12 protein-coding genes are annotated in these 13314 nt (G+C 57.2%); 7 read left to right on the top strand and 5 right to left on the bottom strand.

Features of this window, described 5'->3' with window-relative positions; all coding sequences use genetic code 11:
- Positions 1-47 precede the first annotated feature (47 nt).
- The gene (zapE, locus tag AEQ67_RS23440) at positions 48-1142 is read left to right on the top strand and encodes a cell division protein ZapE (RefSeq protein WP_059406192.1); all 1095 of its coding nucleotides are present in this window, start codon (positions 48-50) and stop codon (positions 1140-1142) included.
- Between the two features lie 195 nt (positions 1143-1337).
- On the opposite strand, the gene AEQ67_RS23445 is transcribed toward zapE, so the two are convergent.
- From AEQ67_RS23445 to AEQ67_RS23460, 4 genes are all read right to left on the bottom strand, one after another.
- Positions 1338-2540 carry a hypothetical protein gene (locus AEQ67_RS23445; RefSeq protein ID WP_059406193.1) on the bottom strand — a complete coding sequence of 401 codons (1203 nt, stop codon included), beginning with the start codon at positions 2538-2540 and terminating at the stop codon, positions 1338-1340.
- Positions 2541-2556: 16 nt separating this feature from the next.
- On the bottom strand, positions 2557-3444 hold the full coding sequence (locus AEQ67_RS23450) for a nitrilase family protein (protein WP_059406194.1): 888 nt from the start codon (positions 3442-3444) through the stop codon (positions 2557-2559).
- Between the two features lie 237 nt (positions 3445-3681).
- Positions 3682-5616 carry a flavin monoamine oxidase family protein gene (locus tag AEQ67_RS23455; RefSeq protein WP_152974899.1) on the bottom strand — a complete coding sequence of 645 codons (1935 nt, stop codon included), beginning with the start codon at positions 5614-5616 and terminating at the stop codon, positions 3682-3684.
- A gap of 220 nt (positions 5617-5836) precedes the next feature.
- Complete coding sequence (locus AEQ67_RS23460; RefSeq protein WP_177333677.1) at positions 5837-6733, bottom strand: GlxA family transcriptional regulator; 897 nt, start codon at positions 6731-6733, stop codon at positions 5837-5839.
- A gap of 243 nt (positions 6734-6976) precedes the next feature.
- Between AEQ67_RS23460 and AEQ67_RS23465 the strand changes: the two genes are divergently transcribed.
- The gene (locus AEQ67_RS23465) at positions 6977-8113 is read left to right on the top strand and encodes an acyl-CoA dehydrogenase family protein (RefSeq protein WP_059406196.1); all 1137 of its coding nucleotides are present in this window, start codon (positions 6977-6979) and stop codon (positions 8111-8113) included.
- A 102-nt stretch (positions 8114-8215) separates the two neighbouring features.
- Here the strand turns inward: AEQ67_RS23465 and AEQ67_RS23470 are convergent, their stop codons facing one another.
- Positions 8216-9256 carry an NADP(H)-dependent aldo-keto reductase gene (locus AEQ67_RS23470; protein ID WP_059406197.1) on the bottom strand — a complete coding sequence of 347 codons (1041 nt, stop codon included), beginning with the start codon at positions 9254-9256 and terminating at the stop codon, positions 8216-8218.
- Between the two features lie 245 nt (positions 9257-9501).
- On the opposite strand from AEQ67_RS23470, the gene rplM reads away from it, so the two are divergent.
- The 5 genes from rplM (at position 9502) to AEQ67_RS23495 (ending at position 13191) form a co-directional block, all read left to right on the top strand.
- Positions 9502-9930, top strand: coding sequence for a 50S ribosomal protein L13 (gene rplM, locus AEQ67_RS23475; RefSeq protein ID WP_007905295.1), 429 nt, complete (start codon positions 9502-9504; stop codon positions 9928-9930).
- Positions 9931-9944: 14 nt separating this feature from the next.
- Positions 9945-10337, top strand: coding sequence for a 30S ribosomal protein S9 (gene rpsI, locus AEQ67_RS23480; RefSeq protein ID WP_002555064.1), 393 nt, complete (start codon positions 9945-9947; stop codon positions 10335-10337).
- Positions 10338-10604: 267 nt separating this feature from the next.
- Complete coding sequence (petA, locus tag AEQ67_RS23485) at positions 10605-11198, top strand: ubiquinol-cytochrome c reductase iron-sulfur subunit (RefSeq protein ID WP_033061319.1); 594 nt, start codon at positions 10605-10607, stop codon at positions 11196-11198.
- Complete coding sequence (locus tag AEQ67_RS23490; RefSeq protein WP_059406198.1) at positions 11198-12409, top strand: cytochrome b; 1212 nt, start codon at positions 11198-11200, stop codon at positions 12407-12409. Before petA ends, AEQ67_RS23490 begins: the two co-directional genes overlap by 1 nt.
- A complete protein-coding gene (locus AEQ67_RS23495; RefSeq protein ID WP_059406199.1) occupies positions 12409-13191 on the top strand; it encodes a cytochrome c1 in 783 nt (260 codons plus the stop codon). Before AEQ67_RS23490 ends, AEQ67_RS23495 begins: the two co-directional genes overlap by 1 nt.
- Positions 13192-13314: the final 123 nt, after the last annotated feature.

Here is a 13314-nt window from a genome sequence, read left to right on the forward strand (position 1 = left end):
GCCGTCGCTACAGTGACGGCCCGTTTTTGTTGCCTTGCTAACGAATTATGACGCCCCTAGAACGATATCAAGCTGATCTGAAACGCCCGGAATTCTTCCATGACGCCGCGCAGGAAACTGCGGTGCGCCATTTGCAGCGCCTGTACGACGATCTGGTCGCGGCCTCGCAGAGCAAGCCGGGCCTGTTCGGCAAACTGTTTGGCAAGAAAGACGCGGCACCGGTCAAGGGCCTGTACTTCTGGGGCGGCGTTGGCCGTGGCAAGACCTACCTGGTCGACACCTTCTTCGAAGCGCTGCCGTTCAAGGAAAAGGTCCGGACGCACTTCCACCGCTTCATGAAGCGTGTGCACGAAGAGATGAGGACCCTTGGCGGCGAGAAAAACCCGCTGACCATCATTGCCAAGCGCTTCTCCGACGAAGCCCGGGTGATCTGTTTCGATGAATTCTTCGTGTCCGACATCACCGACGCGATGATCCTCGGCACGCTGATGGAAGAGCTGTTCAAGAACGGCGTGACCCTGGTCGCGACCTCGAACATCGTGCCGGACGGTTTGTACAAGGACGGCCTGCAGCGTGCGCGCTTCCTGCCGGCCATTGCGCTGATCAAGCAGAACACCGAGATCGTCAACGTCGACAGCGGCGTCGATTATCGTCTGCGTCACCTCGAACAAGCGGAGCTGTTCCACTTCCCGCTCGACGAGGCGTCCCACGAAAGCCTGCGCAAGAGCTTCCGCGCCCTGACGCCAGAGTGCACGGCAGCCATCGAAAACGATGTGCTGATGATCGAAAACCGCGAAATCCGCGCCTTGCGCACTTGCGATGACGTGGCCTGGTTCGACTTTCGCGAACTCTGCGACGGCCCGCGCAGCCAGAACGATTACATCGAACTGGGCAAGATCTTCCATGCCGTATTGCTCAGCGGTGTCGAGCAGATGAGCGTCACCACCGACGACATCGCCCGACGCTTTATCAACATGGTCGACGAGTTCTACGACCGTAACGTGAAGCTGATCATTTCTGCCGAGGTCGAGCTCAAAGACCTCTACACGGGTGGTCGCTTGAACTTCGAGTTCCAGCGCACCCTTAGTCGCCTGCTGGAAATGCAGTCCCACGAATTCCTGTCCCGGGCACATAAGCCGTAGGGGTTCGGAAAATGAAAAAGGCCTGCATTAGCAGGCCTTTTTTGTGCGCTGAAGGTTATGTGCGGCTCGCCGCAGATGTCTGGCCCACCAAAAACCTGTGGGAGCGGGCTTGCCCGCGATAGCGATGTGTCAGGCGCATAAATGTTGACTGACACGCCCTCATCGCGGGCAAGCCCGCTCCCACAGGGTGGTGCGTCAGTTGGCGATCAGGAGTCCGATAATCGGAATGATCAGCAAGGTGCTGATGGCCATGGACAGCACATTACCGATGTAGGCATGCATGTAGGCCGGCACCCGCTGGGCAATGGCGCAGGCCAGGGGTGGCGCAATCAGTGCGCCCAGTAATGCGCTTGCGGTGATCACCTGCCAACTGCCGCCATACGTCAGAACGGCCGCCGGGACCACGGACACCAATGGAACGTAGGTGGGATACCAGCCGCGCAACATCCATTGCCGACGCCAGATCACCACCCCCAGCGCTGAGGTCAACGCCTGGGCGCCGATCAGTTGGGGCAACAGGCCCGAGCCGTAAGCCGGGCTCATCGGGTTCCAGGTGTAAGCCAGCAACGCACCGAGCAACAGGCCGAGGCTGGCCAGCTCATTGCCGAAGAACGGCGCTTCGGAAAAGTCGGCCAGCACCCGGCGCAAGCTCCAGACGACGCCATAGTCGGGTGTCTTGGTGATGACGGCGGCGGGCGGAGCGTCGGATGGCTTCTCGCAGGGCTCGGAGCTCACCAGGCTCGGCAGGTAACGGCAAAGCACGAAGGCGAAGACGCTGGCGACCGCCATGCCCGAGACATTGCCGATCACCACGGGCAAACCCAGTGGATTGCACACGTAATTGACGAGCAACAGGCACATCGGCGTGACGAACACGGCGCCCATGATTGCGCCGTTGATCGTGACCTTCCAGCCTCTGCCGAACATCAGCACCATCGCCGCCGGCAGCGAAACAAACGCCGCAAACGTCGGTTGCCAGCTAGTGGCGGTCACCGTCCAGCCCCACAGCAGGTTACTCAGCAACAGCCCAAGCAACGAACTGGTCACCAGCCATGGCCATAATCCGGTCCCATAGGAAATGGCAAAACCTTGCCAGATCTTGCCCGTTCGATTCGCCCAATAAGCCAGGTAGGCTCCGGCCAACAGCCCGATAGAGGCGAACTCGTGTTTGTAGAACGCCACCTCGCTGATGTCGCCCAGTACCCAGCGCAACCAGGCATTCGGGTCGGGAAGGCTCGAGACCATGTCACTGTAGCTAGGCCAATGCGCTTCCCAGGCGGAACGGTAGGTGAATGAAAGCCAGACAATCAGCAGTGTCGTGACGAGCATCAGCAGGATGATCACACGATCCATCGGCGATCTGCCGGCTAGGCGGTTTCTTTCGGTTAGGGTTTCCATCAGTCATGCCCCCTTATCAGCGCGGCAGACAAGGGTGCTGGGTGTAACCGAGCATTTGATCGTAGAGATCGGAGCGACGATCGCGATGCAGATCGTTCAGGTTGTTCCAGATCGGCGCGCTGCGGGAGCTGGTCAGGTCGATATCGGCAAACAGGATTTCTTCCTTGTCCGCTGACGCCACTGCGCCAATCGGCCAGCCATTGGTGCCGGCAATCAGTGAGCAACCCAGGTAACGAGCCCCTCGCTCTTCACCAATCCGGCTGGCGGCGGCGATAAACACGTTGTTAACGTGCGCGGCCGTCATGGTCAGGTACGACGCCATGCATTTGCCGGCGTCATCGAACAGCGGCGCAGGCGTCCACACCCAGTTGTTCAGGCTGCAAATGATGTCTGCGCCTTGCTGACTGAGGATGCGCGGCACTTCCGGGAACCAGATATCCCAGCAGATCAACAACCCGATGCGGCCAATCGGCGTATCGAACACCGGAAAACCCAGATCGCCCGGCGTGAACCACAACTTCTCCAGGTTCCACAAATGGGCTTTGCGATACTTGCCGATAAAGCCGTCAGGCCCGACCAGAACGCCGGTGTTGAACAGCCGCATGCCGTCGCGCTCAGTCAGGCCGGCCACCAGGTAAACCTTGTGCTTGCGGGCAAAGTCCACCCAGATTTGCACACTCGGCCCGTCGGGAATGACCTCCGAATGGTCAAACGCATCTTGCCGATTGCTGAAGAAATAACCGGTGCTGCAAAGCTCGGGCAGCACGATGAGATTGGCACCGCCGTTAACCGCCTCCAGGGCCAACTCCAGACCATGACGCAGATTACCGGCACGTTTCTCTTTGCCGACTTGTGGGTCGAATTGCACGACGGCTACACGCACAGGACTTGTTGGCTCGCTCATTCTCGATGACCTCTTTTTATTGTTATTCACGCTGTTTAGTTGCGTGTTTATAAGAGGTGAAATGGCGTTTTTACGTAAGTCAGCGGCTTCCGTGTGAGCTGTAGTCCATGTCCGAAGATCGCGCAGGGCAGAGCGCCCGGAGTCATCAGTCGGGGCGCAAGATGGCGTAATAGAGCGGTTGCGCAAAAAACAGAACCAGCGCGCAGGGCGCATTGGTTCTGGCGATGGAGCAGCGTGTCAGTTGCGAATGCGGTAGTGCGGGTAGTCGCTCATGCAGAATCCGCCGTTGAATACCGCTGCGGTTTTATTGCAGATATGAATCACCGCATCCACGGCGCCGCGAAAGCAGGGCTCTGTCCAGCCGGCATCGACTGAAAACGATTCGCCGGAAAAATACAGGCCGGACAGATGCGAGAAATCCCGGTTGTACTTCATCAGGCTTACCGCATCGTAATAAGTACCGGGTCTGTACAACTTTGCGCAGCCCAAGGCGTTTCTGTCCGTCATCCAGCGTTGGACCAAGGCCTGTTCAGTTTGAATGTAAGGCGAAATCCTCTCCTGGATATTGGCGGAGTTCATCAGTATCCGGTCGAGTTCCTCTACGCACTTCGCCACCAGTTCCTGGTCGTTAAACAGCGCCAGTTTGGTGGCGTCATCCTCCCATGTGTAACTTAATAAGATGCAGTCGTAGGGATAACGCTCGTTGTAGCGATAGCTATAAACGTCATGAATGAAACTGTCGGTGACAATGGCTTGCGGGATTCGGGTGTTACTTGAAAGGAAGGATTTGCTTAAGGGCGCGTAGACTTTGCAACTGGTTTCCCAGTGCGCCGTTTTGTAAGCGTTGATCATTGCGAACGGCAGCATCTGCTGATTGAAGTTTTCGAGGCGGATACCTGTTTCGATCAGCCATGAAGGCAGGGTCATGATGACAGCATCAAAGTCGTCGAACAGTTCCTGCGATTGACAGGGCTGGCTGAATTTCCAAGTGTAGTAGACACGTATTTTTTGATCGTCGAGCTTCTTTAGTTTGCTGACGGATGAGTCGGTGTAAAAACCGTCGCCTCTTTCAAGGCAATGTTCGTAGAACGATGCGCGCGCGCTGTCGCTGTTCATGAACAGCAGGCATTCGTCCAGCGCCGCGAGGCCGATGTAGCGCGGGCTGTCGAAAGGCAGGCCCTTCGCGTCGAGAACAGCGTCGCTGTGCAAGTAAGGCGCGGGAAGCGGTTCGCCGCACACACCGACCCGACCGTGAATTAGTTGCAGGCGGCTGCTGAAGCCGAAAATGGCGGTGCGCAACGGGTAGAGCGAGCACACGTCATAAAAAGCGCCCCAGCTACCGTCGCCGATGCCGATCGAATAGAACAGCGTTGATTCGTGCGAGGTCATTCCGACTCCACCGAAATCCCCAGGTGTCTCTTTGTTCCAGGTTTGCAGCACCGGCATGCAGACCAGGTCGCGAAACGAAACACGCTCGTACCGTTCGACGATGGCCGCCCAGACAGTCTCCCACTCCTGCGTGGCGTATATCGGCGCAATCTGGCGAGTCATCCTCGCGGCAAAGGCTTTCCACTTGGCGTAAACCGTTTGCAGCGCCTCGTCGGGTGGAGGTGTCGAGCCGTCTTCATTCGTCCAGATCAACATGTGCGGATCCGCGCGACCGCCGAGGCTGCCTTCCTGAAGATAAATGCCTGTCGAACTCACCCACTGGCTCCCCGGATTGGGGAAGTCCGATAGCGCCAGGTCGAATGCCTTGGCGTAGTAAGCCATCAGTGATCGACCCTCTTTGGGTGGCTCGTTTTCTCTATTGAAGAATGGCAGGCGCATGGCGCCCATCTCGAAAGGTGTATGACTTTCTTTTATCGGATGGCTGCCATGGACGGTCAGGTGTCTGCCGCCAATACGTGTCGATTGTTCTATCAGTGTCACGTTGGTAAAGCCGCAGCGATACAGTTCTCGGGCGGCAGTGAGTCCGGTAACGCCTGCGCCAATGATGCATATCTTATGCGTTGGATTAGTTGCCTTTGCTATGCCGTGTTCTTGCTCAATCAGTGCCCGGTAGTCAAAGCATAAGTCCGGCGGATTGGGGAATCGGCCTGCCCATTTATTTTTAGCCTGGAGCTTTTCGGTCTTATCGTTAAATGAGAGAGGCGAGGAATCTGTTGTCATCATTGATCTTCCCTGAAGTGCAGTTCAGCTGGCGGGAAGAATAGAGTGGGGTTTTCTGCAAGTGGCTCACAAGAGTCCAAAGGACTTATTGGGTGCACTGCATTCCGTTTTTCATGTAAGGGAATTAATCACTCTATCGTTAACTTTAAACACTATTTGTATGTGCAGTTTAATTCTGAAACAGCGCCGCCTGGCAATTGCGTGGCGGCGCCTGTATCAACCGTTATGCGGCTTGTTGAAACTGTTGCCGATACTGGTTCGGCGACAACTCCGTGTGCTGGCGGAACAGGCGCGCAAAGAAGCTCGCATCGTCGTAACCGACCTCATAGCTGATGGTCTTGATGCTCTTGCGGCTGCCGGACAGCAAACCCTTGGCGGTTTCGATGCGCAGTCGTTGCAGGTAATGCAGCGGCTTGTCGCCGGTGGCGGTCTGGAAGCGGCGCATGAAGTTGCGGATGCTCATGCCGTGTTCGCGGGCCACGTCTTCGAAGCGGAATTTGTCGGCGAAGTGTTCTTCGAGCCAGTGCTGGATCTGCAGGATGATCACGTCCTGGTGCAGTTTCTGCCCACCGAAACCGATTCGGCCCGGCGAATAGCTGCGCTGCACTTCATAGAGAATGTCGCGGGCCACGGCCTGGGACACGTTGGCGCCACAGAAGCGTTCGATCAGGTAGATATAAAGGTCGCAGGCCGACGTGGTGCCGCCCGCGCAATACAGGTTGTCGGCATCGGTCAGGTGCTTGTCCTGATTGAGCTGAACCTTCGGGAAGCGCTCGGCAAACGCGTTGAAGAAGCGCCAGTAAGTGGTCGCCTCCTTGCCATCGAGCAAGCCTGCCTCGGCGAGCCAGAACACCCCCGTGGCCTCGCCGCAGAGCACCGCGCCGCGCGCATGTTGCTGACGCAACCACGGCAGGACTTGTGGATAACGTTGGCACAGGGTTTCGAAATCGTCCCAGAAAGCCGGGAGGATGATGATGTCGGCGTTTTCCAGGCCGCCGTCCACCGGCATGATCACATCGCTGAAGCTGTTCACCGGTTTGCCGTCGGGGCTGACCAGCCGGGTTTCGAACGCCGGAGTCAGGCCGTGGCCCAGCTGTTTGCCGTAGCGCAGGCTGGCCAGATGGAAAAAATCCTTGGCTTGCATGAGGGTGGAAGCGAAAACCCGGTCGATAGCCAGGATGCTGACGCGCCGCAGGGGCGTGGAGACTTGCTTAGACATAATTCAACTTTATTTTTATAAGGGATAGTGGTCACCAGACGGCTGGATCGTCTTATTTTTTGTCTGATGTGTCCAGTGTCCTGTATCAGATACGAGGCTTAGTCTCTGAAGGTCAATCCTTCTAACAATAACGACAGGTGCCGCATGATCCCCAGAACCTTGTTCAGTTCCGAGCACGAACTTTTTCGCGACAGCGTGCGAACGTTCCTCGAAAAAGAGGCGGTGCCGTTTCATGGGCAATGGGAAAAACAGGGCTACATCGACCGTAAACTCTGGAACAAAGCGGGGGAGGCGGGGATGTTGTGCTCGCACCTGCCAGAAGAATACGGTGGGCTGGGGGCGGACTTTCTTTACAGCGCGGTGGTGATCGAAGAGGTGGGGCGTCTTGGCCTGACCGGGATCGGTTTTTCCCTGCATTCGGACATTGTTGCGCCTTACATCCTGCATTACGGCAGTGAAGCGCTGAAACACAAATACCTGCCAAAACTGGTCTCTGGCGAAATGGTCACCGCGATTGCCATGACCGAGCCGGGCGCCGGGTCCGACCTGCAAGGAGTGAAAACCACCGCGGTGCTGGATGGCGACGAATATGTGATCAACGGTTCGAAGACCTTCATCACCAACGGCTTTCTGGCTGACCTGGTGATCGTCGTGGCCAAGACCGACCCGAAGGCGGGCGCCAAGGGCACCAGTCTGTTCCTGGTGGAAGCCGACACCCCGGGCTTCGCCAAGGGCAAGCGCCTGGAAAAAGTCGGCATGAAGGCCCAGGACACCTCGGAGCTGTTCTTCCAGGACGTGCGGGTGCCCAAGGAAAACTTGCTGGGCCAGGCCGGGATGGGTTTCGCTTATCTGATGCAGGAGTTGCCGCAAGAGCGCCTCACCGTGGCCATCGGCGGGCTGGCGTCAGCTGAAGCGGCGCTGCAATGGACGCTCGAATACACCCGTGAGCGCAAGGCATTCGGCCAGGCCATCGCGGACTTCCAGAACACGCGCTTCAAACTGGCGGAGATGGCGACCGAGATTCAGATTGGCCGGGTTTTCGTTGATAAATGCCTGGAGTTGCACCTGGAAGGCAAGCTCGACGTGCCAACGGCGGCGATGGCCAAGTATTGGGGCACGGACCTGCAATGCAAGGTGCTCGACGAATGCGTGCAGTTGCATGGCGGCTACGGGTTCATGTGGGAATACCCGGTGGCCCGGGCGTGGGCGGATGCGCGAGTGCAGCGGATCTATGCCGGCACCAATGAAATCATGAAGGAGATTATTGCGCGGTCGCTTTGACGCTGGTGAGTTCAGTATTGCCATCGCGGGCAAGCCCGCTCCCACAAGGATTGCAATGCACCTGTGGGAGCGGGCTTGCCCGCGATTGGATCTAAAGATCAATCAAGGCGCAGGGTTCGGATGATCCTTGTGGATCGCCTCAATCCCTTCCAGCACTTCATCCGACAGCTTCAAATCGAAGCTGGCAATGTTGCTCTCCAGTTGCTCCAGGGTGGTCGCACCGATGATGTTGCTGGTTACGAACGGCTGCTGTGTGACGAACGCCAATGCCATCTGCGCCGGATCCAGGCCGTGTTCGCGAGCCAATGCCACATAACGGCTGCACGCGGCTTCCGACTGCGGGTTGAAATAGCGACTGAAGCGGCTGTAGAGGCTCAGGCGACCTTTGGGCGGACGCGCGCCACCTTCGTACTTGCCCGACAGGAAACCGAACGCCAGCGGCGAATAGGCGAGCAGGCCGCACTGTTCGCGGATGGCGATTTCCGCCAGGCCGACTTCGAAGCTGCGGTTGAGCAGGTTGTAAGGGTTCTGGATCGACACCGCGCGCGGCCAGCCACGGGCTTCGGCCAGCGCCAGGAAGCGCATGGTGCCCCACGGCGTTTCGTTGGACAGGCCGATGTGGCGGATCTTGCCGGCCTTGACCTGTTCGTCTAATGCTTCGAGGGTGTCCTCCAGCGGGGTCAGGTTGGCTTCGGTCTTGTGCTTGTAGCCCAGCTGACCAAAGAAATTGGTGCTGCGCTCAGGCCAGTGCAATTGGTACAGGTCGATGTAGTCGGTCTGCAGGCGCTTGAGGCTCGCATCCACGGCTTCGGTGATGTGCTGGCGGTTATGCCGCAGGTTTTTGTCGCGGATGTAATCGATGGTGTTGCCGGGGCCGGCGATCTTGCTGGCGAGGATCCAGTCGGCACGATCGCCGCGACTTTTGAAGTAATTGCCGATGTAGCGTTCGGTGGTGGCGTAGGTGTCGGCCTTTGGCGGCACCGGGTACATTTCCGCTGTATCGATGAAATTGATCCCGGCGCTTTTGGCCCGTTCAATCTGGGCGAAGGCTTCAGCCTCGCTGTTTTGCTCGCCCCAGGTCATGGTTCCGAGGCAGATTGCACTCACGTTCAGATTGGTTCGGCCTAGCTGGCGATAGTCCATCGGGTGCTCCTTTGGCAAAACAATCATAAAAGCAGGTTGAATTATTTTTCGCAATCTGCATAATTGCGCACCTCTTTCTGCAGTGGAAGTGATGCGCCGCCGCCGAAGAATCTTGCCGTTGAACGGACGCGCCGACCCGAGCCCCCGAAAGCGTCTGTATCCGGCTGCCTTTGACTTGTCAAAGTACGCACTATTCAGTAAGATCCGCCGTCTAATTTACAGGGCGGCCCCTGAGGCTATAAAGAATGAAAACTTTTACTGCTAAACCGGAAACAGTACAGCGCGACTGGTTTGTCGTCGACGCTGCAGGTCAGACCCTGGGTCGTCTGGCCACCGAAATCGCGAGCCGTCTGCGTGGCAAGCATAAAGCTGAGTACACTCCTCACGTTGACACCGGCGATTACATCGTCGTTATCAATGCCGAGCAGATTCGTGTAACCGGTGCTAAAACCACCGACAAAATCTACTACTCCCACTCCGGTTTCCCGGGCGGCATCAAGTCGATCAACTTCGAAAAGCTGATCGCTAAAGCCCCTGAGCGCGTGATCGAGACCGCGGTCAAAGGCATGCTGCCTAAGAACCCGCTGGGTCGCGACATGTATCGTAAGCTGAAAGTCTATGCGGGCGCTGTACACCCTCATACTGCTCAGCAGCCCCAAGAACTGAAGTTTTAACGGAATAGTTCATTATGTCGGCGACTCAAAATTACGGCACTGGCCGTCGCAAGACCGCAACCGCACGCGTTTTCCTGCGTCCGGGTACTGGTAACATCTCCATCAACAACCGTTCGCTGGATAATTTCTTCGGCCGCGAAACTGCCCGCATGGTAGTTCGTCAGCCGCTGGAATTGACTGAGACTGTCGAGAAATTCGACATCTACGTCACCGTGATCGGCGGTGGTGTAAGTGGTCAAGCTGGCGCAATCCGCCACGGTATCACTCGCGCACTGATGCAGTACGACGAAACCCTGCGTGGCGCTCTGCGCAAAGCTGGCTTCGTTACTCGCGATGCTCGTGAAGTTGAACGTAAGAAAGTGGGTCTGCGTAAAGCGCGTAAGCGTCCGCAGTACTCGAAGCGTTAATTCGCTTTCGCGTTCAAAAAGAACGCCCAGTTTCCTCGCGAAGCTGGGCGTTTTTTTATGGGCGCGATTTATCAAAGAATTGCTCTGTGACAACTTGCCACATCCGTAGAGGCCCTATACTGCAAGGCTTGGCAGTGGAGCCCTTCGGTAATTACCTTGTCAGAATTGGGGCTTTTCATTACCATTCGGCAAAATTTTTATAAGTGCATAGATTTACTTAGTAGATGCCTGATTTAACAGGCCACAAAGCTGATGGGAGAGGACTGAATGAGCAATGACGGCGTGAATGCAGGCCGGCGTCGCTTCTTGGTAGCAGCCACATCCGTGGTGGGTGCTGCAGGAGCGGTGGGGGCTGCGGTCCCGTTCGTGGGGTCATGGTTTCCCAGTGCCAAGGCGAAAGCCGCAGGTGCACCGGTGAAAGTGAATGTCAGCAAAATCGAGCCAGGCCAGCAGATGATTGCTGAGTGGCGAGGCCAGCCGGTATTTATCGTCCGCCGTACTGCGGAAATCCTGGGGAATCTGAAAAAGATCGAGGGCCAGCTATCTGACCCAACCTCCAAGAACTCGACACAACCGACCTATGTCGACCCGGAAACGCGTTCGATCAAGCCAGAGGTCCTGCTGCTGATCGGTATCTGTACGCACCTGGGTTGCTCGCCGACCTTCCGTCCAGAAGTGGCACCTGCGGATCTGGGCAAGGACTGGGTAGGTGGGTATTTCTGCCCTTGCCACGGTTCCCACTACGATCTGGCTGGCCGCGTCTACAAGTCGCAACCTGCGCCTTTGAACCTGCCAGTTCCCCCGCATTCCTATGAGACCGATGACATCATTGTCATTGGCGTCGATACGGAGAAAGCGTGATGAGCAAGTTCATGGATTGGGTCGATGCGCGCTTTCCCGCGACCAAAATGTGGGAAGACCATCTCAGCAAGTACTACGCCCCGAAGAACTTCAACTTCTTCTATTTCTTTGGCTCCCTGGCGCTGCTCGTTCTGGTCAACCAGATCGTTACCGGTGTCTGGCTGACCATGAGCTACACCCCGTCGGCGGAAGAAGCGTTTGCTTCCGTCGAATACATCATGCGCGACGTCGAGTACGGCTCGATCCTGCGTCTGCTGCACTCCACCGGCGCCTCGGCGTTCTTCATCGTGGTCTATCTGCACATGTTCCGTGGCTTGCTCTACGGTTCGTACCAGAAGCCGCGTGAGCTGGTGTGGGTGTTCGGCATGCTGATCTACCTGGCGCTGATGGCTGAAGCCTTCATGGGTTACCTGCTGCCGTGGGGCCAGATGTCCTACTGGGGGGCCCAGGTGATCATCTCGCTGTTCGGTGCGATCCCGGTCATCGGCAACGACCTGACCCAGTGGATCCGTGGTGACTACCTGATTTCCGGTATTACCCTGAACCGCTTCTTCGCCCTGCACGTCGTGGCCTTGCCGATCGTGATTCTCGGTCTGGTGGTGCTGCACGTACTGGCGCTGCACGAAGTCGGTTCGAACAACCCGGACGGCGTCGACATCAAGAAATTCAAAGACGAAAACGGCGTACCGCTGGACGGCATTGCCTTCCATCCGTACTACACCGTGAAAGATATCGTCGGCGTAGTGGTGTTCCTGTTCATCTTCTGCTCGATCGTGTTCTTCTTCCCGGAAATGGGCGGTTACTTCCTCGAGAAGCCGAACTTTGAAGTGGCGAACGCCTTCAAGACCCCAGAGCACATCGCTCCGGTCTGGTACTTCACACCGTTCTACGCGATTCTGCGGGCGATTCCGGACAAGCTCCTGGGCGTTATCGCCATGGGCGCGGCCATCGCTGTGCTGTTCGTCCTGCCATGGCTCGACCGGAGCCCGGTCAAGTCGATGCGCTACAAAGGCTGGTTGAGCAAGATCTGGCTTTGGGTGTTCTGCATTTCGTTCGTGATCCTGGGCATTCTGGGCGTGTTGGCCCCGACGCCTGAGCGCACGCTGCTGTCGCAGGTATGTACCTTCCTGTACTTCGCCTACTTCATTCTGATGCCGTTCTACACCAGGCTCGAGAAGACCAAACCGGTTCCGGAAAGGGTGACTGGCTGATGAAAAAGCTATTTGCTGTACTGATTCTTGCTGCCATGCCTGTACTGTCCTTCGCGGCTGAACACGGTGGTCCTGAGCTGGAAAAGGTCGACATCGACGTTTCCGACAAGGCTGCCATGCAAGATGGCGCGCGTACGTTCGCCAACTATTGCATGGGCTGCCACAGCGCCAAGTTCCAGCGTTACGAGCGTGTTGCCGATGACCTGGGCATTCCACACGATCTGATGCTCTCGAAGCTGGTGTTCACTGGCGCCAAGATCGGCGACCACATGAGCATTGGCATGCAACCGGCTGACGCCAAGACCTGGTTCGGTGCGGCGCCGCCCGACCTGACCCTGGTCGCCCGTGTTCGTGGTACTGACTGGCTCTACGGCTACCTGAAGTCTTTCTACGAAGACCCGGCGCGTCCTTGGGGTGTGAACAACAAGGTGTTCCCGAACGTGGGTATGCCTAACGTGCTGGTTGGCCTGCAAGGTCGTCAGGTCGTTGGTTGCAAACAGGTTCAGATCGTCGAAGACGGCAAGAAGCAATATGACCCGCTGACCGGTACTGCGCTGACTCATGAAGCGTGCGATCAGCTGACCATTGTGCCGAAGAGTGGTGCCCTGACCGAAGAGCAGTTCGATGAGAAGGTCAAGAATCTGGTAACCTTCCTCGCTTACTCGGCTAACCCGGTTAAGCTGCAACATCAGCGCATCGGTACTTATGTATTGCTGTACCTGGCGTTCTTCTTCGTATTCGCCTATTTGCTCAAGCGCGAATACTGGAAAGATGTGCACTGATAGAGCTTCAAGCAATTGCTGTTAATCGCGCGCGCCCAAGGGCGTCTCTGAAGGTGTAACGAGCCTGGTCATCCAGGCGTTACGGGAGGCGCCCTCTGGGCGCGTGCGTTTTTCCGCTTCCGA

The sequence above is a fragment of the Pseudomonas sp. RIT-PI-q genome, from assembly GCF_001297125.1.
Taxonomy (GTDB): Bacteria; Pseudomonadota; Gammaproteobacteria; order Pseudomonadales; family Pseudomonadaceae; genus Aquipseudomonas.

What these genes read in the sequence shown, in the direction of transcription:
- petA (WP_033061319.1), top strand. Translation starts at nt 10,605, where the DNA reads ATGAGCAATGACGGCGTGAATGCAGGCCGGCGTCGCTTCTTGGTAGCA.
- AEQ67_RS23445 (WP_059406193.1), bottom strand. Translation starts at nt 2,540, where the DNA reads ATGGAAACCCTAACCGAAAGAAACCGCCTAGCCGGCAGATCGCCGATG.
- rplM (WP_007905295.1), top strand. Translation starts at nt 9,502, where the DNA reads ATGAAAACTTTTACTGCTAAACCGGAAACAGTACAGCGCGACTGGTTT.
- rpsI (WP_002555064.1), top strand. Translation starts at nt 9,945, where the DNA reads ATGTCGGCGACTCAAAATTACGGCACTGGCCGTCGCAAGACCGCAACC.
- zapE (WP_059406192.1), top strand. Translation starts at nt 48, where the DNA reads ATGACGCCCCTAGAACGATATCAAGCTGATCTGAAACGCCCGGAATTC.
- AEQ67_RS23465 (WP_059406196.1), top strand. Translation starts at nt 6,977, where the DNA reads ATGATCCCCAGAACCTTGTTCAGTTCCGAGCACGAACTTTTTCGCGAC.
- AEQ67_RS23490 (WP_059406198.1), top strand. Translation starts at nt 11,198, where the DNA reads ATGAGCAAGTTCATGGATTGGGTCGATGCGCGCTTTCCCGCGACCAAA.
- AEQ67_RS23470 (WP_059406197.1), bottom strand. Translation starts at nt 9,256, where the DNA reads ATGGACTATCGCCAGCTAGGCCGAACCAATCTGAACGTGAGTGCAATC.
- AEQ67_RS23495 (WP_059406199.1), top strand. Translation starts at nt 12,409, where the DNA reads ATGAAAAAGCTATTTGCTGTACTGATTCTTGCTGCCATGCCTGTACTG.
- AEQ67_RS23450 (WP_059406194.1), bottom strand. Translation starts at nt 3,444, where the DNA reads ATGAGCGAGCCAACAAGTCCTGTGCGTGTAGCCGTCGTGCAATTCGAC.
- AEQ67_RS23455 (WP_152974899.1), bottom strand. Translation starts at nt 5,616, where the DNA reads ATGATGACAACAGATTCCTCGCCTCTCTCATTTAACGATAAGACCGAA.